The sequence below is a fragment of the Halolamina litorea genome (genome assembly GCF_026616205.1).
GTDB lineage: Archaea > Halobacteriota > Halobacteria > Halobacteriales > Haloferacaceae > Halolamina > Halolamina litorea.
In genome coordinates this window covers 1,693,009-1,713,847 of the sequence record NZ_JANHGR010000001.1, presented here as the reverse complement: position 1 = coordinate 1,713,847, position 20,839 = coordinate 1,693,009, and the positions used below count along the sequence as shown (strand labels likewise).

23 protein-coding genes are annotated in these 20,839 nt (G+C 68.7%); 9 read left to right on the top strand and 14 right to left on the bottom strand.

Annotated features, from left to right (window positions below; translation table 11 throughout):
• Positions 1 to 24: 24 nt before the first annotated feature.
• Positions 25 to 609: an NAD(P)/FAD-dependent oxidoreductase gene (locus tag NO998_RS08815; RefSeq protein ID WP_267646740.1), complete on the bottom strand. Its 585-nt coding sequence runs from the start codon at positions 607 to 609 to the stop codon at positions 25 to 27.
• A gap of 153 nt (positions 610 to 762) precedes the next feature.
• Here NO998_RS08815 and NO998_RS08810 point away from each other — a divergent pair, with 153 nt between their 5' ends.
• The 5 genes from NO998_RS08810 to NO998_RS08790 all read left to right on the top strand — a co-directional run bounded on the left by NO998_RS08810 (position 763) and on the right by NO998_RS08790 (position 4,282).
• On the top strand, positions 763 to 1,104 hold the full coding sequence (locus tag NO998_RS08810) for a hypothetical protein (protein ID WP_267646739.1): 342 nt from the start codon (positions 763 to 765) through the stop codon (positions 1,102 to 1,104).
• A gap of 45 nt (positions 1,105 to 1,149) precedes the next feature.
• Positions 1,150 to 2,103, top strand: coding sequence for an ABC transporter ATP-binding protein (locus NO998_RS08805; protein ID WP_267646738.1), 954 nt, complete (start codon positions 1,150 to 1,152; stop codon positions 2,101 to 2,103).
• Entirely contained in the window at positions 2,100 to 2,879 is a 780-nt protein-coding gene (locus NO998_RS08800; RefSeq protein ID WP_267646737.1) for an ABC transporter permease, read from the top strand. The genes NO998_RS08805 and NO998_RS08800 overlap by 4 nt, the downstream gene beginning before the upstream one ends.
• An 89-nt stretch (positions 2,880 to 2,968) precedes the next feature.
• The gene (locus NO998_RS08795) at positions 2,969 to 3,859 is read left to right on the top strand and encodes a beta propeller repeat protein (RefSeq protein ID WP_267646736.1); all 891 of its coding nucleotides are present in this window, start codon (positions 2,969 to 2,971) and stop codon (positions 3,857 to 3,859) included.
• A 63-nt stretch (positions 3,860 to 3,922) separates the two neighbouring features.
• Positions 3,923 to 4,282 (top strand): VOC family protein, encoded by a 360-nt coding sequence (locus tag NO998_RS08790; RefSeq protein WP_267646735.1) that lies wholly within the window; start codon positions 3,923 to 3,925, stop codon positions 4,280 to 4,282.
• Here NO998_RS08790 and NO998_RS08785 read toward each other — a convergent pair.
• Positions 4,279 to 5,379 (bottom strand): aminotransferase class V-fold PLP-dependent enzyme, encoded by a 1,101-nt coding sequence (locus tag NO998_RS08785; RefSeq protein WP_267646734.1) that lies wholly within the window; start codon positions 5,377 to 5,379, stop codon positions 4,279 to 4,281. The genes NO998_RS08790 and NO998_RS08785 overlap by 4 nt on opposite strands.
• A gap of 42 nt (positions 5,380 to 5,421) precedes the next feature.
• The gene (locus tag NO998_RS08780; RefSeq protein WP_267646733.1) at positions 5,422 to 6,186 is read right to left on the bottom strand and encodes a YqjF family protein; all 765 of its coding nucleotides are present in this window, start codon (positions 6,184 to 6,186) and stop codon (positions 5,422 to 5,424) included.
• A gap of 209 nt (positions 6,187 to 6,395) precedes the next feature.
• Between NO998_RS08780 and NO998_RS08775 the strand changes: the two genes are divergently transcribed.
• The 3 genes from NO998_RS08775 (at position 6,396) to NO998_RS08765 (ending at position 9,806) form a co-directional block, all read left to right on the top strand.
• On the top strand, positions 6,396 to 7,361 hold the full coding sequence (locus tag NO998_RS08775) for a DUF4349 domain-containing protein (RefSeq protein WP_267646732.1): 966 nt from the start codon (positions 6,396 to 6,398) through the stop codon (positions 7,359 to 7,361).
• 72 nt (positions 7,362 to 7,433) lie between these two features.
• Positions 7,434 to 9,569 (top strand): alpha/beta hydrolase family protein, encoded by a 2,136-nt coding sequence (locus tag NO998_RS08770; RefSeq protein WP_267646731.1) that lies wholly within the window; start codon positions 7,434 to 7,436, stop codon positions 9,567 to 9,569.
• Positions 9,570 to 9,599: 30 nt separating this feature from the next.
• On the top strand, positions 9,600 to 9,806 hold the full coding sequence (locus tag NO998_RS08765; RefSeq protein WP_267646730.1) for a DUF8145 family protein: 207 nt from the start codon (positions 9,600 to 9,602) through the stop codon (positions 9,804 to 9,806).
• Here the strand turns inward: NO998_RS08765 and NO998_RS08760 are convergent.
• The 4 genes from NO998_RS08760 to NO998_RS08745 all read right to left on the bottom strand — a co-directional run bounded on the left by NO998_RS08760 (position 9,803) and on the right by NO998_RS08745 (position 12,057).
• Complete coding sequence (locus NO998_RS08760; protein WP_267646729.1) at positions 9,803 to 10,255, bottom strand: hypothetical protein; 453 nt, start codon at positions 10,253 to 10,255, stop codon at positions 9,803 to 9,805. The genes NO998_RS08765 and NO998_RS08760 overlap by 4 nt on opposite strands.
• Positions 10,256 to 10,297: 42 nt before the next feature.
• Positions 10,298 to 10,861 (bottom strand): hypoxanthine/guanine phosphoribosyltransferase, encoded by a 564-nt coding sequence (gene hpt / locus NO998_RS08755; protein WP_267646728.1) that lies wholly within the window; start codon positions 10,859 to 10,861, stop codon positions 10,298 to 10,300.
• Positions 10,862 to 10,934: 73 nt separating this feature from the next.
• Positions 10,935 to 11,741 carry an NAD(P)/FAD-dependent oxidoreductase gene (locus tag NO998_RS08750; RefSeq protein ID WP_267646727.1) on the bottom strand — a complete coding sequence of 269 codons (807 nt, stop codon included), beginning with the start codon at positions 11,739 to 11,741 and terminating at the stop codon, positions 10,935 to 10,937.
• A gap of 25 nt (positions 11,742 to 11,766) precedes the next feature.
• Positions 11,767 to 12,057, bottom strand: coding sequence for a hypothetical protein (locus tag NO998_RS08745; RefSeq protein ID WP_267646726.1), 291 nt, complete (start codon positions 12,055 to 12,057; stop codon positions 11,767 to 11,769).
• A 375-nt stretch (positions 12,058 to 12,432) separates the two neighbouring features.
• Between NO998_RS08745 and NO998_RS08740 the strand changes: the two genes are divergently transcribed.
• Positions 12,433 to 13,125: a DUF1028 domain-containing protein gene (locus NO998_RS08740; RefSeq protein WP_267646725.1), complete on the top strand. Its 693-nt coding sequence runs from the start codon at positions 12,433 to 12,435 to the stop codon at positions 13,123 to 13,125.
• A 12-nt stretch (positions 13,126 to 13,137) separates the two neighbouring features.
• Here NO998_RS08740 and NO998_RS08735 read toward each other — a convergent pair whose 3' ends face one another.
• From NO998_RS08735 to NO998_RS08705, 7 genes are read right to left on the bottom strand one after another with little or no spacing between them, the layout of a single operon-like run.
• Entirely contained in the window at positions 13,138 to 13,611 is a 474-nt protein-coding gene (locus tag NO998_RS08735; protein WP_267646724.1) for a GNAT family N-acetyltransferase, read from the bottom strand.
• A gap of 16 nt (positions 13,612 to 13,627) precedes the next feature.
• Positions 13,628 to 14,839, bottom strand: coding sequence for a M24 family metallopeptidase (locus tag NO998_RS08730; RefSeq protein ID WP_267646723.1), 1,212 nt, complete (start codon positions 14,837 to 14,839; stop codon positions 13,628 to 13,630).
• A 55-nt stretch (positions 14,840 to 14,894) separates the two neighbouring features.
• A complete protein-coding gene (locus tag NO998_RS08725; protein ID WP_267646722.1) occupies positions 14,895 to 15,908 on the bottom strand; it encodes an ABC transporter ATP-binding protein in 1,014 nt (337 codons plus the stop codon).
• Positions 15,905 to 17,008, bottom strand: coding sequence for an ABC transporter ATP-binding protein (locus NO998_RS08720; protein ID WP_267646721.1), 1,104 nt, complete (start codon positions 17,006 to 17,008; stop codon positions 15,905 to 15,907). The genes NO998_RS08725 and NO998_RS08720 overlap by 4 nt, the downstream gene beginning before the upstream one ends.
• Positions 17,009 to 17,011: 3 nt before the next feature.
• Positions 17,012 to 17,977 carry an ABC transporter permease gene (locus tag NO998_RS08715; RefSeq protein ID WP_267646720.1) on the bottom strand — a complete coding sequence of 322 codons (966 nt, stop codon included), beginning with the start codon at positions 17,975 to 17,977 and terminating at the stop codon, positions 17,012 to 17,014.
• 3 nt (positions 17,978 to 17,980) lie between these two features.
• A complete protein-coding gene (locus NO998_RS08710; protein ID WP_267646719.1) occupies positions 17,981 to 18,922 on the bottom strand; it encodes an ABC transporter permease in 942 nt (313 codons plus the stop codon).
• Positions 18,923 to 18,943: 21 nt separating this feature from the next.
• Positions 18,944 to 20,623: an ABC transporter substrate-binding protein gene (locus NO998_RS08705; RefSeq protein ID WP_267646718.1), complete on the bottom strand. Its 1,680-nt coding sequence runs from the start codon at positions 20,621 to 20,623 to the stop codon at positions 18,944 to 18,946.
• Positions 20,624 to 20,839 lie beyond the last annotated feature (216 nt).

Here is a 20,839-nt window from a genome sequence, read left to right as displayed (position 1 = left end):
CGGCTGTCGCGGCCGCCAGTCGGCTTACTCCTCGTCGGCGCCGCCGAACGTCGCTTTCGCGTCGGCGGGCACGTCGAAGTCGTGGTAGTGTTCGCCCTTCTCCTTGCTGAGTATGTTGAGGGCGGCGGCGGCGCCGTCGCCCGCGGAGATGACCGCCTGCCACTCCTCGGCGCGGACCATCGCGCCCGTCGCGTAGGCGTCCGTGACGCTGGTCTCCATCGTCACGTCGGCGTCGACGACGCCCTCGTCGGTGAGTTCACAGCCGAGTTCCTCGGCGAGGTCACGGCTCGCACCTGTCGCCAGCACGACGTAGGGCGCCTCGTACTCGCCCTCCGCCGTCGTGACGGTGAAGCCGTCGCCGTTCTCGGTGACCGCGGTGACTTCCTCGCCCTGCTTGCGCTCGACGCCGAAGTTGTCGACTTGGTTCCGGAGGGTGTCGAGGAACACGCTGCCGTCCTGCGAGCCGATTCCGGGGTAGTTGAACAGGTGGGCCTTGTGCATCCACGTCTTGTCGGTGTCGAACACCGTCGTTTCGAGGTCGTTCTTCTCGGCGAACAGTGCGGCGCTCAGGCCGGCGGGACCACCGCCGACGACGAGTACGTCTGCCATGCCCTGCCCTTCTGTCGCTCGTCCCCTAACTCTTTGCACGGTGGCAGGTCGAGTCGACGCGGGGGGTGTGGGCCGGTCGCCGGCCGGAAGCGTGCCAGATAGGGACACGTTCCACAAAACATTTATACCCGAGAATGCCGTCGGCCCGAGTGAATGGTGACGAGCGATCGCTTCGCGGCGAGCGTGACCGGCGACCTGCTGTTGGTCGCGTCGGTGCTCACGCTCGTTCCGTCGTGGATCGGGGGCGTCGAACTCCTCTCGGCGCTCGGGATGGGTAACGTGCCGGCGGCCGTCGTCGGCGGCGCGTACGCGTGGGGCCGGGGTGGCCTCTCGGCTGCCGTGCTGGCCCGCCGCTGGCGCCGCGGCACGCTGTCGCTGACTCGCTCGCGGCTGTCGTCGTCGCTCCGGGCCATCGCCGGGCGGAGCGCGCTGGCGGACTACCCCGCGCCGTACCGTCCCTCGCTGTCGGCGGGCGTCGGCGCGGCGCCGGCCTAACACGCGGAACGAACGCTTTACCCTCGCCCGCCGACGACTTCGGGTATGGACGCGGCAGTCCTCGCCCAGGACGTGACTAAACGCTACGGCGACACGGTCGCCGTCGACGGCGTCTCGCTCTCGGTACCAGAAGGGACCGTCTTCGGGCTCATCGGCCCAAACGGCGCCGGGAAGACTTCGCTCGTGCGCTGTCTCACCGGCACCACGGCGTACGACGGCGAGGCTTCGCTACTCGGCTCCCCGCCCGAAACCGTCGAACGCGACCGTATCGGGCTGCTCCCGCAGTCGTTCTCCCCACCCGAACGCTTGACCGTCAGTGAGCTTCTCGGCTACTACGCCGACCTCTACGACGAGGCTCGCGACCCGGCGTCGGTGCTCGCGGAGGTCGGACTGGAGGGAGCGGCCGACACGTGGTACGAGGAGCTCTCCGGCGGCCAGCAGCGCCGGGCCTGCGTCGGCATCACGCTGGTCAACGACCCCGACGTGCTCTTTCTGGACGAGCCGACGACCGGGATCGACCCCGTCGGCCGTCGGGACCTCTGGACGTTGATCGAGGACCTCGCGGCGGCGGGGACGACGGTGTTCCTCACCAGCCACTCGATGGACGAGGTCGAGCGCCTCGCGGACGAGGTAGCCATGCTCGCCGCCGGGGAGATCGTCGCCGCCGGCACCCCGAGCAGCCTGATCGCCAAGCACGGCGGTGACTCGCGACTCGTGGTCCGCACCGAAGCCAGCGCCGACGTGCTCGCGGACAGCCGGTTCCGCGTCGAGTCCTCGGCCGGCCGACTCACGCTCCACGATATCGACGCCGCGGACATCGACGACGCCGTCGACGCGCTCGCGGCCGCCGGCATCCAGTACGAATCGTTCACCTGGACCGAACCGACCCTCGAGGACGTCTACCTCGAACTGACCGGCGAGGCGTTCCGCGGGCTCGGCGCCCCGGGTGACGGCGCGACGGCCGGGGCCGTGCAGACCGAGACGGAGGCGGAGCGATGAGCCGGACCGGACGGGTCGCCAGCGAGATTCGCGCCGGCGCGAAGGCGTTCCTGCGCCGCCGGACGGCGGTGTTTTTCACCTTCTTCTTCCCGGTGATCATCGTCCTGATCTTCGGCGTGCTCGTCGGGACCCAGCCCACCGGCGGCGGCCTGTTCGCCGAGCCGCCGGGCTACTACCTCCCGGGCTACCTCGCCGTCGTCGTACTGTTCACGCCGCTCTCGCGGGTCGGCAGCGAGTTCGCGCGCCATCGCGAGGGCGGTCGGTTCGAGAAGCTGGCGACGACGCCGCTGCGCCGGTGGGAGTGGCTGCTGGCACACACGCTGGTGAACGTGCTCGTCATCGGCGCCGCCTCGCTGCTGATCTTCGGGCTGGTGGTGCTGCTCGTCGACGCACAGATCGTCGTCGGCGCGAGCCTGCTGTTGCTGGTGCCGTTCGTGACCCTCGGGGTCGCGCTGTTCTGTGGCCTCGGCGCCATCCTCGGCCGCCTCGCCGACTCACAGGACGGCGTCATCGCCGCCAGTAACTCCGTGGCGCTCCCGCTGCTGTTCCTCTCGGAGACGTTCGTCACGCCCGACCTGCTGCCGGCGTGGTTCCAGCCGATCACGAACCTCTCGCCGCTGACGTACTTCGCACGCGGCGTGCGCTACCTGACCTACGACGGGGCCTCGGCCGGCGGCGACGCGACGGCGCTCGCGCTGACCCAACTGGGAATCCTCGCCGCGCTCTCGCTGGCGTTCTTCGTCGTCGGGGCCTACGCGGTCCCCTACAGCGAGTAGGGCCAGCGCGAACCCGCCACGGGACGCCGCCCCGCACACGCTCCCCCCGGTACGCGCCTTTTTGCCGATCCGATTCGTTTGGCCGGGGAATGCTGCGCAGTCGTCGGTGGACCGTCCCCGAAAGCCGTACCCGCGCCCAACTCAACGGCGTCGCCGTCGCCGACGGCCGGGCCTACGCCGTCGGCAACCGCGGGGTCCTCCTCTCTCGGACCCGGGTCGGCTGGGAGCCGCTGTTCGACGACGGGGTCGCCGGCGGCTCGCGGGGACTGCTCGACATCGCCGCCACCGACGACGGCCGCCGACTCTGGCTCTGTGGCACCCGTGGCGCACTCGGCTACTACGACCGGGAGACCGGGAACCTCCGGGACCGCTCGACACCCTACGGCCTGGCGACGACCTTCCGAACACTCGCCGTCGCCGGGTCGGCCGGCGACGAACGGGTCCACGTCGGCGACGATCAGGGTCGGATCGCTCGGCTCGCCGTCGACGGCCGCGAGACGAACGTCCGTGGGGTCGCGCTCCCGGGTCCGGGCGCACCCATCACCGCGCTGCGCGGCGCCGACAACATGTGGTTCGCCGGCGACACCTCCGGCCGAGTCCACCAGTCCGACGACGGTCGCGAGTGGCGCACCGACACTCTCTCCGCGGCGATGGTCACGGCGCTGGCCATCGACGCCGACGGGCTCCTGGCGACGAACCGCGGCGGCACCGTCTACACCGGCGTCCGGTCGTTCGACGCGCCGCCGGACCGACTGGCGCCGCTGCCGGACGGCGTCCGTCCGACCGATGCGGCCGGGGTGGGCCACACGGCCGTGGTGGTCGGGAGCCGCGGAGACATCCTCGCTCGCGGCCGGGACCCGGGGTTCCAGCGCGTCGGAATCGACGGGCCGGCTGGCCTCTACGCGGTGACGCTCGCCCCCGACGGCACGGTGTTCGCCGTCGGCGCCGACGGCCTCGTGGTCGAGGGGCGCCCGCGGTAGGTTCCCGGTCGGGAGCCGCTCGCGGTCGCCTCGTTTTAAGCCTCGGCCGGCCCGAGCGGGGGTATGAGCGACTCAGCATCGCCGGCAGGAGCCGGGGGGATCGTCTTCTTCCGAACCGCCGACCGAGAGACCGTCGTCGCGTGGTACCGTGAGGTCGTCGGCGCCGAGACGTGGCTCGAACAGCCCGGCTGCACCATCCTCGAGTTCCGGGGGTTCCGGTTCGGCTTCTGTGACGCCGAGGAGACCGAAGACGACGGGATCCTGACGTTCGTCTACGATTCCGAAGCGGACGTCGACGCCATGCACGACCGGGTCGGCGACGCGGCCGACGAGGCTCCCCACGAGAACGAGACCTACGACATCTACCAGTTCTTCGCGACCGACCCCGACGGCCGGACCGCGGAGTTCCAGACGTTCCGTTAGAGTGCCGAGAGCAGTGTGTCCACGTCCGCTTCGGTGTTGAAGGCGTGGACCGACGCCCGGACCGCGTCGGGATCGGGCAGGGTCCGGACGAACACGTCCTCGTCGGCGAGCCGTTCGACCGTGGCCTCGGGTTCGTCGGCGGCGAAGGTGACGAGCCCGGATTCGTACGCCTCGGGCGAGAGCAGGCGGTCCCCGAGACCATCTTTCAGTCGGTTCGTCAGGCGTTCGATCCGGGCTTGGATCGTGTCGAACCCGACCGACTCGACGATCCCGATCGCCGTCTCGGCGCCGACGTAGGGCGCGGGGCTGGTCGTGCCCACCTCGAAGCGCATCGCGCCGGCTTTGAACGCCGGCTCGTCGTCGGTGGGCGACTCGACGGACCGGTAGCCGACCTGGGCCGGGCGCAAGCCCTCGGCGACCGCGCGATCGACGTAGAGCATGCCGGCCCCCCATGGGCCAAGCAGCCACTTGTGGGCGGCGCCGACGACGAAATCCGCGCCCCAGGCACGCACGTCGAGGGGCTGCTGACCGAACGTCTGCACGGCGTCGACGAGCACCAGACAGTCGTTCTCGTGGGCGATATCCACGATCTCGGCGATCGGGAATCGGGTGCCGTAGTTCCACGTGATCGAACTCAGACAGAGCAACCGCGCGTCGGCGACGGCCGCTCTCAACGCTGCCGTGTCCACGCGACCGTGCTCGGTCGGGAGGACGTCCACGTCCACCCCACGTTCCCGGAGGTTCCACCAGGGGAGGACGCCGGCGCTGTGTTCGAGGTCCGTTCGGACGACCGTGTCACCGTCCTCCCAGTCGATGGCGGCGGCGACCCGGGCGATGCCGTCCGCGGTGCTCTCGGTGAGCGCGATCTCCTCGGTGTCGGCGTTCAGGAACCCGGCGACCGTCTCGCGCGCGCCGTCCAGCGCGTCGAACGCCGCGGGGTAGGCACCCTCGTTCACGGGGGCCTCGGTCTCGTGGTAGGCGACGAACTCGCCGACGGCGTCGACGACGGACTGGCTCGCGGGCCCCGACGCGCCGGTATTGAGGTACGTCCCGGACTCACAGACGGGGATATCCGCTCGCAGCTCTTCGGGAGTCATGGCGGCGCTCCGGACCGGACCACCGTGAATCTGCCGCCGAACTCAGTCGACCCGCCGGACTCGGTCGGCTTTCACGGGGACGCCGGGGGAGTAGTGTGCCAACGGCTCGGCGTCGGGCCGTTCGAAGCCGTTGGCTTCGAAGAAATCAGTCGAGCGCAGGTCGAGGTCGGCCTCGTACACGTCCCACGGCGGGTGGGCCACGTCGCCGTAGAACAGGCCGCCGGACCCTTCCTGGCCCGCCTCGTCCTCGGCGCTCACGTCGCCCTCCGCGAGGTAAAAGCGGTAGTTCTCGACGAGGAACTGTTCGAGCGAACCCTGCTCGGGCCGGAACCGGCCACCGGTCGGGCCGTACGTGACGTCGAGGTGGGCGTCGGGTACGCCCGGGTGGGTGCGGTGGCTCACGAACGCGACGCTGCGCTCGTGGGGGCCGGTATCGCCAGGGAGTGCGCCGCTGCGGTCGATATCCATGTGGGCACGGTAGTACGGTAACTGGTAGAGCCGCCGGGCGACCGGAACCCCGATGCGGTCGGCGGCGTCGAGGTTGTAGAAGTAGATGCCCTCGCCGCCGTCGGGTCCCTCGACGTACGTCCGGAGGTTCGCCTCGCCGAACGTGAGTCCGAGCGGTCGGGGTACCCCGCGCGGCCGGATGTCCTCCATGACGAACGCGACGACGCCGAGCCACGCGCTGCCCGCTTTCGTTCGGGGGGTGATCCCCGTCGGCAGTCGTTCCTCGACGGCGGCGGCGTCGACGGGCCAGTGTGCGAACAGCGCGTCGCGCCAGTCCATCGAGAGGTAATGGCGCTGCATGCACGCCACTTCGACCGGCCATCCCTTCCCGGTGTCGGCCGTGGTGAGTTGCGGCGAACGACCTGCCCCGCGCTCCGTCACGGGGCCGCGGAGACAACGCCGCGAGTCGGCCGTGGTGAGTTGCGGCGAACGACCTGCCGCGCTCGATGAGTCAAACCGCTCTTTGTGGCTAGCCAACCTTTTACCGGAATCCCGACACAGTGTAACTCATGCCACGGAACCGAGCACTCGCCGCCCTCGCGCTCGCCTGCCTGCTCGTCCTCGCGGGCTGTGCCGGCGGGGGGAACGACGGGGCCACGCAGGCGGCCCTCGACGGCGGCGACGGGAACGAGATGGGGACGGCGGCGCCGGAGGCGACCAACGCCGACGCCGACGACGCCACGGGCGGCGCGCAAGCGGCGGGCGACCGGCTGTGGATCTACACCGCCAACGCCCGGCTGCGCGTCGACGACTTCGAGACGACACGGGCGAACCTCTCGACGACGCTCGCCGACCACGGCGGCTACGTCGGGAGTTCGCGGGTCTCAACGACCGAGCGGAACAACGAGACGTACCACGACGCTCGGATCGTCTACCGTGTGCCGAGCGAGAACTACTCGGCGTTCACCGCGGCCGTCCGCGAGGAGGGGACCGTCGTCAACTTCGAGGAGGACGCACGGGACGTGACCGGCCAGCACGCCGACCTCGAAGCCCGGCTGGAGAACCTCCGGGCCGAGCGTGACCGCCTGCGGGAGCTCTACGAGCAGGCCAACGACACGCAGGACGTGCTGGCGGTCCAGCGCGAACTCTCGGACGTGCAGGGCGAGATCGAGGCGACAGAGGCCCGACTGGAGAGCCTGGACAACCAGATCGCCTACGCCACCGTCACCGTCGAGTTCCACGAGGAGCGCCCCGACGTGGAGTACGATCCCGACCGGTGGTACGACACCGGCGTGATCGACGCGTTCCTCGAGTCCGTCGATGGTGCGCTCGTCGCCCTGCGGGCGGCGGTCGTCGGGCTGGCGTACGCGCTCCCGTACCTGATCGCGTTCGGCGTCCCGCTGGTCGGGCTGGCGCTGGTGGCTCGCCGACTCTTCGGGGGCGGGCTGCCGTCGATCCGCGGCGGTAACGGTGCCGGGGACGAGGCGGAAGTCGACGAGGAGAGCGAGCCCTCGGCAGGGGACCGCGACGAGTAGTCGGCGACCGAGTTACCCCCGGCGCTTCCGCTTGCCGAACGCTTTTCGCCGTGCCGGGGGACCTCGCGGCTGATGAGCGAGCTACCACTCGACGCGTACTACGACCTCACGCAGGTCGGCGCCGTCGCCGTCTCCCCCGACGGGGAGCGCGCGGCGTTCACTACCTCCGAGAACGACCCCGACGCCGACGAGTCGGTGTCGTCGCTGTTCGTCGTCCCCACCGACGGCAGCCGCGACCCCCACCGACTCACCCGCGTCTCCGGCGCCGGCTCCCCGACGTGGTCGCCAGACGGCGATCGACTCGCGTTCCTCGCCGCCCGCGACGAGGACAGCGACCTCCGTGTCGGTCGGGAGAGCGAGGACGAGGACGAAGACGAGGAGGCGGCGGCCGAGAACGGCGGCGGCAACGGCGAGGCAGAGCCGAAGTCCCAGGTCTGGGCGTTCGACCTCGCGCTCGGGGGCGACGCCCGCCAGATCACCGACTTCGAGGAGGGCGTCCGCGAGTTCGACTGGGCGCCCGACGGCGAACGCATCGTCGTCACCGCCCGCGACCCCACCGACGCCGAGTCGGCCTACCTCGACGAGCGCCGGGACGGCGGACCGATCGAGACCGAGCGCGTCCAGCACAAACTGGACGGCGTCGGCTACCTCGACACCGTCAGGAGCTACCTGTTCGTCGTCGGCGAGGACGCCGTCCTCGGGTCCGCAGCCGCCGACGCCGACTCCGCCCGGAAGCTGGAGGACGCCTACGGTCGCGGCGCGTTCGAGGGACTGAGCGGCCTCCAGCCGGATTGGGGCGCCGGCGACGAGATCGCGTTCGTCTCCTACCGCGGCGAGGACCCCGACAGCACGCTCGCGACCGACGTGTTCACGGTCTCGCCCGAAGGCGGTGACGCGACCGCGATCACCGACGGCGGCCTGAGCTGTAACGCGCCGACGTGGTCGCCCGACGGCGAGCGGCTGGCGTTCTCCGCGGGCGACGAGACGAACTGGTGTATCCCGACCGAAGCCCGCGTCTGGGACGGCGAGGAACACGTCTCGGTGACGGGCGACCTCGACCGAACGCTCGCACGCGGCTCCAGCTTCGAGTGGGTCGACGACGCTGTCTTCTACACGCTCGTCGGCGACGAGGCCCGAACCCGAATTCTGGAGTGCGACGCTTCCGACGCCGAGTGGGAGCGGACGTTCGAGGCACAGGGCGACGACCGCGCAGTGGCGGGCCTCTCCATCGGCGGCGACACGGCGGCGATGGGGCTCTCGCATCCGAGCGAGGGCCACGACCCCTACGCGCTGCCCGTCGACGACCTCGACGCCGACGAGCAACCTGACTCGCTCACGCGACTCGCTTCGGTCAACGCCGACCTTACCGACGAGTACGAGATGCCGGAGGTCACCCGCGTTACCTTCGAGAACGACGGCTGGGACATCTCGGGCGTGCTCTACCACCCGCCGGAGTACGAGCCCGGCGAGTCCGACCCGGCGCCGACGGTGTGTGCGATCCACGGCGGCCCCGTCTCCTACGACGAGCCGGTGTTCGACTTCACCCACGCGGCGTTCACCTCGCGTGGCTACCTCGTCTTCCGCCCGAACTACCGCGGGGGCTCCTCGTTCGGCCGGAAGTTCTGCGAGACGCTCCACGGCCGCTGGGGAACCGTCGAGGCCAGCGACATCGCCGCCGGGATCGAGGACCTGGTCGACCGCGGCTGGACCGACCCCGACCGCGTGTTCGGCTACGGCTTCTCCTACGGCGGGATCGCACAGGGCTACCTGGTCACGCAGTACCCCGACCTGTTCACCGCCGCCGCGCCCGAACACGGGATCTACGACCTGCGCTCGGCCTACGGCACCGACGACTCCCACATCTGGATGGAGAACGAGTACGGCTACCCGTGGGAGAATCAAGACGAGATCGACGCCTCCTCGGCCATCAACGACATCGGGAACGTCGAGACGCCGCTCCTGGTCGCCGCCGGCGGCGCCGACTGGCGCTGTCCGCCCTCCCAGTCCGAACAGTTCTACGTCGCGGCCCAGCAGGCCGGCGCGGAGTGTCGGCTGGTGATCTACGAGGACGAACACCACAACGTCGGCGACCCCGACCGCGCCATCCACCGACTCGAGGAGATCACCTCGTGGTACCGCCGCCACGACCCCGCGGTCACCGACGCCGAGGCCGACGACCCGCACGGCCGCGACGCCGACGAGGAGTAGAGCGAAGTAGCCGGGAGACCGATTCGGGGCGTGGAAGTCCCGGACGACGCCCCCGACGACTGCCCGGTCTGTGGCGCGCCCTACGACTCGGTCTCGCGGCACGCCGACGGGCTGATGGTCTCGCTGCGGGAGACCGAACGCTACGCGCGGGTCTGTTTCGACCCCGTGACCGTCGTCACCGACGACGGCCCGCAGGGCCGGATCGATTTCTACCACCACACCCACGAACAGGCTTAGTCCTCCCAGCGGCGCCGTGCCGCCGCGAACTCGTCGTCGCCGCGCTGGCCGTGGAGCGTCGGCGAGCCGAAACCGGCGAGCAGCGCGACGAAGGCGAGAACGGCGAGCACGGACAGCAACGGCGTCGGCTGAGAGACCACCGACTCGCCGACGCCGGTGACCCCCAGGAGGAAGCTATAGAGGGCGGCGATCAGCACCGAAACAAGCGCGCCCACGCCGTCGAACGCCCTGACCGCGTAGCCGAGCGTCGCCGCGACCAACACGAACGGGAGCGGCGCGAACGCCCGGACCGCGAACGCCGGGGTGACGACGGCGACGGTGACGAGAAACGGGAGCACGAACAACGGGAGGAGTCGGAGCAGCGCCGCCCAGAACGACCAGTAGGTCACCGGCTGCTTGAGGGTCAGCCACCGGTCGAGCCAGCCCGGCAGCGTCGATTCGCCGGCCATACCGGCCCGTAGGAGAGGACCCTCTAAAGCGTGACTGTCCAGTTACCCGTCACCTTCCTCGTCGACGATGACGACTTCGCCGTCCTCGACGCTGACGTTGATCAGCGTCTTGTAGTCGACGACGCCGTCGAGTTCGTTCTCGCCGGCCTTCTTGATCACCGCGAGCACGTCCGACACTTCGGCGCCGATACCCTCGATGGCCTCGGTGATGGCCGTGAGCGTGCCGCCCGTCGAGAGCACGTCGTCGAGCACGAGCACTGTGTCGCCCTCCTCCACGTCGTTGATGTACATCTCGGACTCGGAGTAGCCGGTCTCCTGATGGAGCGCGACCTCGCCGTCGAGACCGTACTGGCGCTTGCGGATCACGACGATCGGCACGTCGCTCATCAGCGAGACGGCCGTCGAGATGTGGATCCCCATCGCGGCGGGGGTGACGATCTTGTCGACGTCCTCGAGTTCGACCTTCCGGCAGATCTTGATGACGATCTCCCGCAGGAGGCTCGGCTGGAGCGTCGGGATCCCGTCGCTGATCGGGTGGACGAAGTACTGGTACTCGCCTTTCTCGATGATCGGCGCGTCGAGGAGCGACCGGCGCAGTTGATCCATGTCGCCCGTTCCGGAGGCCAGCGCTAAAACGTGGCGGTCTGTATCGGGGGTGTGTCGGCCTTACACGGTTGTTTCACTGTTCACTCAGTCGACCCTTCTCGTCGTCGACGAGGCTCGGGTGGGTCCGCTGGTCCTGCTCGTGCTCCTCGGCGAAGTACTCCCGCATCGCCGCTCGGGACTCGGCCCGGCGGGCGGCGCGCTCGGTCTCGTCGATCTCCTCACAGCCCGGCGGTACCTCCCGGCCGCGGTCGGTAAAGTAGCCCTCGGGCGTGACCCAGTCGTGGTAGAACGGCGTCTCGGAGTCGTGGATCAGCGTGATCCCGGTCGCCGCCCCGTCGCCGGCGGCGACGACGGCTTGGTGGTAGCGTTCGGCGAGTCGGCCCGCCGCGTAGAGGCCGTCGACGCTCGTCCGGCCGTTGCCGTCCTCGTCGAGGTACGCCTTGCTCCCGGCCGAGCGGATCTCGGGGTCGAGCGTGTTCAGGTACTCGACGTCGGACCACGACGCGGCAACGACCCGGTCGGCACGGACCGTGTCGCCGTCCTCGTCGGTCGCGAGGAAGCCGGGTTCGTCGTCGCCGTCGCTCCCAGCGTGATCGATATCGGTGATCCGACCGGCGACGAGGTCCACGCCGTTCCGCGTCGCCTGCGCGTGGAGCATGTCCGCGAACAGCCGGGGGTTGACGCCGGCGGGGAAGCCGGGGAAGTTCTCCAGGTGCGCGTTCCGGCGCAGGATCGACTCGCCGCCGTCGTAGACGAGCGTGTCGAGCCCCGCGCGGGCGGTGTAGAGCGCCGCCGTGAGGCCGGCGACGCCGCCGCCGACGATCAGCACGTCCCGGTGCTGTGACTCATCGTCGCTGTCGGTCTCGATGGGTTCGGGCATGGCCTCGCAGAGCCGTTACACCGAGTTAGGCACTTCGGAGTCCCGGGATCCCGTTCCGGCCGATCCAGAGCACGACGTTCGCTCCGACCAGCGCGTAGAGCAGGTAGCCGTCGCTCAGCACCCCGAGACAGACGACGCCCCCGGCGACGAGCACCGGGAACGCCGAGAGGCTCCCGTCGCGGTCGTGGGTGATGGCGGCCCAGACCACCGTCCCCGCCGCGACGCCGCCCAACAGCGCGTTCCCGAGGACGAACGCGATCGGGAGGAACAGGCCGAACGCGGCGGCCGCGACCAGCCACTTCGTCGTGGTTTCCACGACCCGACGTTCCCGGTTCGCGGAGGAAAGCGTTGCTACTCCCCCACGATAGCGGACAGGCGGTGCTTCCCCTCCCGGAGCGACACACCGCTCTCGCGCTCCCCACTCCGGGTCCCTCTCAGGCCACGGCGCTGGTGCGTGCCCGATCGTACTTGAAGAGCGGCCAGCGACACCACGTGGATCAGTCACCCACCGCGGCTGCCGGCGTGTCACGGCGATCAGTCGCTCGCCGCGGCTTGGAGTTCAAAGTTCGGCGTAGAGCCCGTCGGCTTCGAACAGGTCGGCGGAGTCGCCGCCGAACGATCCAAAGAGTGATACTCGCCCTCCCCAAGCGCGTGGTATGGTACCAACCCTACATTCCGGAGGGGGAGCATCGTGACGTTCTCCATCACCGCAGCCGATCCCGAGACGGGGAAAACGGGCGTCGCCATCGCGTCGGTGTTCCCGTCGGTCGGGGCGGTCTGCCCGTGGGTCAGCGAGGACGTTGGGCTATCGACGCAGGCGTGGGACTCCGGCGCCGACTACGGCGAACCGTTGTTGGAGATGCTGGCCCGGAACATCCGCCTAGAAAGCGCCGCGGAGGCCGTGCTGGCGAACCGTCCCGGCAGCGCCGGCACGCAACTCCATGGCACCGAAGTCGACGGCGAGACGTACGCCTACACCGGCGAGAAGGCGACGGAGTGGGCGGGCCACGTCGTCGGCGAGAACCACACCGCGGCGGGCAACACGCTCGCCGGCGAGGCGGTCGTGACCAAGATGCACGAGGCGTTCGAGGACGCCGACGGCCCGCTGACCGAGCGGCTCCTGACCGCGCTGACCGCGGGCGAGGCGGCCGGCGGCGACAAGCGCGGCGACAACCTCAGCGCGGCGGTGCTGGTCCATGCTCCCGAGTCGAAACTGTACCACAACATGCGGGTCGACCAGCCCGGGAACCCCATCGACGGGCTCTGGGACGCCTACGAGGCCGGTCGCGACCACGCCGAGGCCGTCGAGAACACCGACGACCTCGCGGCGGAGTGGGGCGAGGGGTTCGAGGAGTCCATCGCCGAGTTTCAGATGCGGTACTGACCTCGTCGATGCTCACTCGGCAGCGAGCGGCTTGACGTAGATGGCACAGGGGTTCCCCGGCTCCCATTCGGGATAGGGGTCGATAGTCTCGACGTGATGGAACCCGGCCCCTTCGTAGAACGAACGCACACGCGCGTAGTGGTCGTCGTCGACGGTCGCTGCGAGCGTCTTGACGCTCAGGAGGCGGACGCCCCCAGCCGCCAGTCGGTCGGTTACCGCCTCGAGCAGCCGGCTACCGATCCCGGCCCCTTGACTGTCCGACCGGACCGCGAACCACGCCACCTCCGCCACCGCCGGCCCGCTGTCGTCGATGGAGACGAACCCGAGCAGTTCGCCGTCCGCGAACGCGAGGAACTGGCGCTGTTCCGGAAGGTCCTCGGCCATCGACGCCAGCCCGGCGTCGTTGAAGCCCCGATCCAGCCCGCGGGCGACGGCGAGGCAGTCGTCGACGTAGGCGCCCGTGGTGTCGTACTCGATGGTGACCATAGCGGTGGGTCGCGCCCTACCAGCGGATGATGTTCGATTCGAGGTCCCGCGGGTAGTGGGTGATCTGTTCGACGCCGTCCTCGGTGATCAGGATGGTGTCGGAGTGGCGGTAGCCCGCCTCGTCGGGGTAGTAGATACCCGGTTCGATCGAGTAGGCGTGTCCGGGCTGCATGACCTCGTCGCTGCCGCGGTCGATGAACTCCCGCTCGTGGGCCTCCATCCCGAGGTTGTGGCCGGTGTGGTGCTGGGCGTACTCCAGTACCCCCTGTTCGCGCATGTAGTCGTGGACGGCCTGATCGACGGCCGAACAGGGCACGCCCGGGCCGCTCTCCTCGATCCCGATGGTCTGGGCTTCGAGCATGATCTCGAAGCGGTTGCGCTGTTCGTCGGTGGGTTCGCCGACGAACATCGTGCGTTCGAGCTCGCTCTTGTAGCCGCCGACGTTCGAGGAGGCGCCGGTGACGAGTACGTCACCCTCCTCCAGCCGCCGATTGACGGTGAGGCCGTGGGGGAGTGCCGTGTTCGGCCCGGAGAGGAACCCACAGCGGGCGGGGAACCCCCCGCGTTGCTGGGAGTCGTAGCGGTCCCCGAGCGCGTCGAACATCGCCATCGAGGCGTCGAGGCTGGCCCGCTTTGCCACCCAGAGTTCGTGTTTCCCCGGCTCGGCGTACTCCGCGAGCTTTCGGTGTGCGAGGTTGCCCCAGTGGGCGGAGTGGCGCATCAGGTCGAACTCGACCTCTGACTTCTCCTTGCGCATCTCGGTGATCCACTCGACGGTGTCGACGTCGACGCCGGCGAGTTCCTCGAGGCTCGGCCCCGAGTAGCCCCAGAACCCCGGCGCGCCGTTGCTGTCGGCGGCGACCGATTCGACGCCGAGTTCGTCGAGCATCAGGGCGATGGTGTCCTCCGGCGTCCGGCCGGGGTTGACGTAGTACTCGCCGCCGTTGTTCCCGGGGTAGTCGAAGTAGGTGTGGACGGCGCCGATCTGCGGGAACTCGTCGCTCTCGGCCCGGTCGGCCTCCAGCCGCGGCACCGTCACCTCGACGGCGTCCTGCGTGACCGCGAGACAGACCGGCCGCTCGGTCTGGAGGTGGTGGAACCCGGAGAGCCACTGGATACTCGTCGCGGAGAACAGACAGAGGGCGTCGTAGTCACCCGCCGCGAGTTCGTCGCGGACGGTCTCGATTCGGGCCTCGAACTCGGTCTGGGGTACGGTTGTTAACACCATACATGGGGGTTGCGAATTCCCCCATATAGTGTTACGGCAAACGGCAAGCTGCCGCTCAGTCGGTGTAGTGGTGGCAGGCACAGACGCGGCCCTCACCGACCTCGCGCAGCTTCGGATCGTCGGTCTCACACACGTCGCCGATGTACTCCTGACACCGGGTGTGGAACCGACAGCCAGACGGCGGCTCCTCGGGGCTCGGCACGTCGCCCTGCAGGATGATCCGGTCGCTCATCGGCTCCGGCGTCGCCCGGGGCAGGCTGGACAGCAGCGCCTGCGTGTAGGGGTGTTTCGGCTCGTCGAACAGCTGATCCGCGGGGGCGACCTCGGCCAGTTCGCCGAGGTACATCACGGCCACGCGGTCACAGATGTGCCGGATGACGCTGAGGTCGTGGCTGATGAACAGGTAGGTGAGGTCGTAGGTGTCCTGCAGGTCCTCCATGAGGTTCAGGATCTTCGCCTGCACGCTCACGTCCAGGGCGCTCGTCGGTTCGTCGGCGACGATGAGCTTCGGGTTCACCGACAGCGCCCGCGCGATGGCGATGCGCTGTTGCTGCCCGCCGGAGAACTCGTGGGGCGCGCGCTTGAGGTGGTTCTCCTGCAGGTCGACCTCCTCGATCAGTTCGTGGAGCCGGTCCTGTCGCTTCTCCTTGTCCCAGTCGGTGAGTGCCCGCATCGGCTCGGTGATCAGGTCGGCGACGGTCATCCGGGGGTTCAGCGAGGAGCCGGGGTCCTGGAAGATGATCTGGACGTCCCGTCTGAGTTCTCGCAGGCGCCCCTTCGACGCCGCGGTGATATCCTCGCCGTCGAAGTAGACGCTCCCGTCGGTCGCGTCGTGGAGTCGGACGAGGGTCTTCCCGAGGGTGGACTTCCCACAGCCGGACTCGCCCACCAGCCCAAGGGTCTCGCCGCCCTCCATGCTGAAGCTCACGCCGTCGACGGCTTTCACGTCGCCGACGTGACGGTTCAACACGCCGCCCTTGACCGGGAAGTACTTGCGCACGTCGTCGGCCACCAGGAGGCCGTCGTCCGGGCTGACCTCGCTGTCGGCACGGGAGGTTTCGATGCTCATGCGCCGTCCACCCCCTCGTGCCCCACGGCCTCCTCACCGACCGGCCACGGCGGCCCGCCCTCGCGCTCTTCGTCGTAGAGGTGGCAGGCGACTTTCTGGTCGCCCCCCTCCAGCGCCGGCGGCGTCTCGAGGCTCGGGTCGACCGAGTCACAGACCTCCCCGATGTACTGGGGGCACCGCCCGGCGAACCGACAGCCCGAGGGCGGGTCGATCAGTTCGGGGACGGTCCCCTCGATCGTCGGTAGCCGGTCGGCCCGGCCCTCGACGGAGGGGATGCTCTCGGCGAGCTTTCGGGTGTAGGGGTGCAGCGGCGACTCGAAGAGCTCCCGCATCTCACACTGTTCGACGACGTTCCCGGCGTACATCACGCCGATTCGGTCGGCGATCTCCGAGATGACCGCGAGGTCGTGGCTGATGAACAGCATGCTCATCTCGAACTCCTCGCGGAGGTCGGTCAGCAGGTCCATGATCTGGGCCTGGATGGTCACGTCGAGGGCCGTCGTCGGCTCGTCGGCGATGAGCAGTTTGGGTTCGGTGATCAGCGCCATGGCGATCACGACCCGCTGGCGCATCCCGCCCGAGAGCGCGTCGGGGTACTCCGTCATCAGCCGCTCGGCGTCGGCGAGGCCGACCGACTTGAGCATCTCGAGTGCGCGCTCCCGTGCGGTCTCCTTCGAGACGTCGCGGTGGGCGAGCAGCGGCTCCATCACCTGCTGGCCGATGGTCAGAACCGGGTTCAGCGACGACATCGGGTCCTGGTAGATCATCGTGATGTCGTCACCGCGCACGTCGTTCAGCTCCTGATCGCTCAGGTCGAGGAGTTCGGTGCCGTCGTACCGGATCGAGCCGCTGACGATGTCGGCAGGCGGGGACTTCAGCAGCCCCATCGTCGAGAGGGCGGTGACTGACTTCCCACAGCCGCTCTCGCCGATGACGCCGAGCACCTCGTCGCGCCCGATAGTCAGCGAGACGCCGTCGATGGCCTCGACGGTCCCTTCCTCGGTGTGGAAGTGGACGTGGAGGTCGTCGATCTCGAGGAGCGGTTCGGGGCCGCTCTCGCGGGCCCCGTTCTGTCGGGTCGAAGTTCGTTGATTAGACATAAGTTAGCGGACCTGTCGTGGGTCGAGTGCGTCTCTGAGACCGTCGCCCAGCCCGTTGAAGCCGATCACGGTCACCATGATGGCGAGGCCGGGGAAGGTCGCGATCCACCACGCCGAATCGATCTCGCCGCGGCCGGCGGCGAGGATCGCACCCCACTCCGGTCGCGGGGGCTGGACGCCCATCCCGAGGAAGGAGAGACCGGCACTCCAGAGAATCACCGTCGGGATGGTCAGCGTGGCGTAGACGATGATGCTCGAGGCGGCGTTCGGCAGCACGTACCGGGTTATCGTCCGGAAGTCGCTCAACCCGGCGGCGTCGGCCGACTCGATGTACTCCTCCTCCATGACGCTCTTTACGTCCCCGCGGACGAGGCGGGCGAACCCGCGCCAGCCGACGAGGCTCACCGCTACGATCAAGGGGAAGAGGCCGCCCCCGAGCATGCCGGCAATGGCCAGCGCCAACACCAGCGCGGGCATCGAGAGCGCGATGTCGACCAGTCGCATGATGAACGACTCGGTGTAGCCGCCGTAGTAGCCGGCGATCAGGCCGAGGGTCACGCCGAGCAGCATCTCGATGCCGACGATGACGACCCCGAGGAACACCGCGTAGCGAGTGCCGTAGACCACCCGGGAGAACACGTCCCGGCCGTACTGGTCGGTCCCGAAGGGGTGATCGAGGCTGGGTGGCTGTTTGAGCGCCTCGTAGTTCTGTTCGGCGGCGCCGTAGGGGGCGATGAAGTCGGCGAAGATCGCGGTGAACAGCAACAGCGCCACCACGAACAGGCCGAACACCGCAAACCGGTTCTGCATCACCCGGGCGAGGACGGTCTTGGTCCGGGCGATCCGGCCGGTCGCCGCCCGCGTGTCGCGGGACCGTTCCTCGCCGGGGGCGGAGTCGCCAGCCGTGGCTGCCGCCCCGCCGTCGGTTCTCGCGTCGTCGGTCGTGTCGTCAGGTGTGTCCGTAGTCATTGATTACTCGTACTCGATCCGCGGGTCGAAGTAGCCGTACGCGAGGTCCACGAGCAGGTTCGACGCGATCACGATCACGGCGTACACCAGCACGAGTCCCTGTACGATCGGGTAGTCGCGCTGCAACACCGAGTTGACCAGCAGCCGCCCCATCCCCGGCCACGAGAACACGGTCTCGATGATGACCGAGCCCGAGAAGATGAACGGGATCTGGAGGCCGATCAGCGTCACGATGGGGATCATCGCGTTCTTCATCGCGTGGGTGTAGATGACCGCGCGCTCGCCGATGCCCTTCCCGCGTGCGGTGCGGATGTAGTCCTCGTTGAGGATCTCGAGCATCGACGACCGGGTCATCCGTGTGAGCAAGCCGGCCCGTCTGGTCCCGGTCGCCACCGCCGGGAGGATCAGTGACATCAGCCAGGTCATCCCCAACACCGGCGTCCCCCGCCCGGATATCGGGAACACGTTCAACTCCACCGAGAACAGCAGGAGCAGGATGAGCGCGAGCCAGAACGACGGCATCGACAGCCAGAAGATGGCGAACAGCATCGAACTGGTGTCGACCCACGTGTACTGTTTCACCGCGCTGATGACGCCCAGCGGGAGCGCGATGATCAGCGTCAGCATCATCGACCCCACGGCGAGTTCGAGCGTGGGTGGCAGTCGCTCGGCGATCATCGACGTTACCGAGCGGCCGGTCCGGACCGACTCGCCCAGGTCGAGGTGGAGAACCCCCCAGAGCCACTCGAGGTAGCGGATCCACGGGGGCTGGTCCAGCCCCATCTGTCGTTCCAACTCAGCAACCGCTTCCGGCTGAGCGTTCATCCCCAGCGCGATGCGTGCGGGGTTCCCGGGTGCGAGGTAGATGATCAGCGATATCGCGATAGTGACGCCGATCAGGACCGGGATCGTTACGAGCAACCGTCTAGTGACGTACTTGAGCATTGATGTGGAGGGAGGGACCGCCTAGAGGCTGAACTCCAGTCGGTTCATCCACTCCTGGTCCGGCCACCAGTCGTGCTCGGTCCAGTTGTCCATCCCGTTGATCGAGTTCTTGTGACCGTAGATCTTGTTGAACGCACAGATCGGCGTCACCGGCGCCTCCTCGAGGACCAGTTCTTGTGCTTGGGCGATCGCCTCCTCGCGGGTCGCCTCGTCCGGGCTGGTCTTCGCCTGGTTGATCAGGTCGTCGAACTCGTCGTTCTCCCAGAGCGAGTAGTTCGAGCCGCCCTCTGTCGCGGTGTTCTCGCCCTTCAGGATCGGCTCCATGGCGTTGACCGCCCAGTTGCCACCGTAGGCCATCGTGGTGATGTGGTGGTTGCTCGACTCGAGGTTGTTGTACAGCGTCCCGGCTTCCAACACCTCCAGTTCGGCGTTGAACCCGACCTGGTTCAGCATCGGCGCGATCACCTCGCCCATCTGGGCGTACCGCGGGATGGTGAAGGCATAGAAGGTGAGGTTGAGCTCCTGCCCGTCCTTGGTACGGGTCTCGCCCTCCGAGGAGTTGGTCCACCCCTCCTGTTCCAGCAGCTCACGGGCTCGCTGTTGGTTGTACTGCTCGCCCATCTCCTGGGCCGTCCCCTCCGAGAGGCCGTTGACCGCGATCGGGGGCACGATGCTCCATATCGGGTACCCCTCGCCGCCGAGGGCCGCCTCGATCACCGGCCCCTTGTTGACCGCGTGGTTGATCGCCCGGCGGACGTTCACGTTGTCCGTGGGCTCCTTCTGGGTGTTGATGGCGAGGAACCCCGGCCGGGTGTACTCCTTCCGGACGAGGGTCGCGTCGCTCGAGTTCTCGACCTCGCCCGTGTCGGTCAGCGTGATGTACGAGGAGCCGTGGACGCCGCCGTCGGTGAGCTCGTTCAGCAGCGTCGTCGCCTCCGGGTGGTGCTCGAAGCGGAACTCCTCGGGCATGCCCGGGCCCTGGTTGCTGACGAACTCCGGCCCCCAGTCGTAGTCCTCGAACCGGGAGACGGTGACCGCGGTGCCGCGCTCCCAACTCTCCCACTTGTACGGCCCGGTACCCACCGCGATGTCCTGGCCGTAGTTGTCGGCCTCCTCGAAGGCGGTCTGGGAGGTGAAGCCGGTGAGGGGGTTGGTGAGGTAGCGCGGGAGCAGCGGGTAGGGGTCGCTGAAGCTGACCGTTACCTCGTAGTCGCCGTTGGCCTCGAAGGAATCGGCCGGCTTGAGGAGGAACGCCTGCGGGGAGTTCTCGGTGAATCGCTCCCAACTCCAGACCACGTCGGAGGCGGTGAGTTCCTCGCCGTTGTGGAACATGATTCCCTCCTTGAGGGTGAAGGTGTACTCCGTGGCGTCCTCGTTCGAGGTCCAGTCCGCGGCGAGATGGGCCTGTGGCTCCAGATCGGGGTTGATCCGGAACATCGGCTCGTGGATCGCCGACAGGATCGTCTGCTCGGGGCGCCGTGTGGCCTTCTGGAGGTCGAGCGTCGACGCCTTGCTCGAACTGCCGACGACGAACGTCCCGCCGGAGGACGGCTCGCCGCCCGTGTCTTGTCCGTCCGTATCCGTCGAAGTCCCCGGGCTGTCGGACGTACAGCCGGCGAGTGCGACGCCGCCTCCGGTGACCCCGATGGTCTGGAGGTATCGACGGCGGCTGATACGTTCGTGCATGTCGTTATCTGGCATGGGTTCGTTCGAATCGGTTGTCTCGGGGGTAATAGTTCTTTGGTTACCGGGGACCCGAGAAAAGTTACAGAAGCGAAACGTTACGGCAGTTTTCCCGATTGAACCCGTGCCGGAACGAGGATAAAGAACGGGACGGGAGGGGTACTTCCGGCATGGGCCGCGCGGCTGGCTGCCTCGGCTGCCGGATGGTCCGGCCGTCCGGCCAAAATGCCGCCT

What these genes read in the sequence shown, in the direction of transcription:
- NO998_RS08815 (WP_267646740.1), bottom strand. Translation starts at nt 609, where the DNA reads ATGGCAGACGTACTCGTCGTCGGCGGTGGTCCCGCCGGCCTGAGCGCC.
- NO998_RS08810 (WP_267646739.1), top strand. Translation starts at nt 763, where the DNA reads ATGGTGACGAGCGATCGCTTCGCGGCGAGCGTGACCGGCGACCTGCTG.
- NO998_RS08805 (WP_267646738.1), top strand. Translation starts at nt 1,150, where the DNA reads ATGGACGCGGCAGTCCTCGCCCAGGACGTGACTAAACGCTACGGCGAC.
- NO998_RS08800 (WP_267646737.1), top strand. Translation starts at nt 2,100, where the DNA reads ATGAGCCGGACCGGACGGGTCGCCAGCGAGATTCGCGCCGGCGCGAAG.
- NO998_RS08795 (WP_267646736.1), top strand. Translation starts at nt 2,969, where the DNA reads ATGCTGCGCAGTCGTCGGTGGACCGTCCCCGAAAGCCGTACCCGCGCC.
- NO998_RS08790 (WP_267646735.1), top strand. Translation starts at nt 3,923, where the DNA reads ATGAGCGACTCAGCATCGCCGGCAGGAGCCGGGGGGATCGTCTTCTTC.
- NO998_RS08785 (WP_267646734.1), bottom strand. Translation starts at nt 5,379, where the DNA reads ATGACTCCCGAAGAGCTGCGAGCGGATATCCCCGTCTGTGAGTCCGGG.
- NO998_RS08780 (WP_267646733.1), bottom strand. Translation starts at nt 6,186, where the DNA reads ATGCAGCGCCATTACCTCTCGATGGACTGGCGCGACGCGCTGTTCGCA.
- NO998_RS08775 (WP_267646732.1), top strand. Translation starts at nt 6,396, where the DNA reads ATGCCACGGAACCGAGCACTCGCCGCCCTCGCGCTCGCCTGCCTGCTC.
- NO998_RS08770 (WP_267646731.1), top strand. Translation starts at nt 7,434, where the DNA reads ATGAGCGAGCTACCACTCGACGCGTACTACGACCTCACGCAGGTCGGC.
- NO998_RS08760 (WP_267646729.1), bottom strand. Translation starts at nt 10,255, where the DNA reads ATGGCCGGCGAATCGACGCTGCCGGGCTGGCTCGACCGGTGGCTGACC.
- hpt (WP_267646728.1), bottom strand. Translation starts at nt 10,861, where the DNA reads ATGGATCAACTGCGCCGGTCGCTCCTCGACGCGCCGATCATCGAGAAA.
- NO998_RS08750 (WP_267646727.1), bottom strand. Translation starts at nt 11,741, where the DNA reads ATGCCCGAACCCATCGAGACCGACAGCGACGATGAGTCACAGCACCGG.
- NO998_RS08735 (WP_267646724.1), bottom strand. Translation starts at nt 13,611, where the DNA reads ATGGTCACCATCGAGTACGACACCACGGGCGCCTACGTCGACGACTGC.
- NO998_RS08730 (WP_267646723.1), bottom strand. Translation starts at nt 14,839, where the DNA reads ATGGTGTTAACAACCGTACCCCAGACCGAGTTCGAGGCCCGAATCGAG.
- NO998_RS08725 (WP_267646722.1), bottom strand. Translation starts at nt 15,908, where the DNA reads ATGAGCATCGAAACCTCCCGTGCCGACAGCGAGGTCAGCCCGGACGAC.
- NO998_RS08720 (WP_267646721.1), bottom strand. Translation starts at nt 17,008, where the DNA reads ATGTCTAATCAACGAACTTCGACCCGACAGAACGGGGCCCGCGAGAGC.
- NO998_RS08715 (WP_267646720.1), bottom strand. Translation starts at nt 17,977, where the DNA reads ATGACTACGGACACACCTGACGACACGACCGACGACGCGAGAACCGAC.
- NO998_RS08710 (WP_267646719.1), bottom strand. Translation starts at nt 18,922, where the DNA reads ATGCTCAAGTACGTCACTAGACGGTTGCTCGTAACGATCCCGGTCCTG.
- NO998_RS08705 (WP_267646718.1), bottom strand. Translation starts at nt 20,623, where the DNA reads ATGCCAGATAACGACATGCACGAACGTATCAGCCGCCGTCGATACCTC.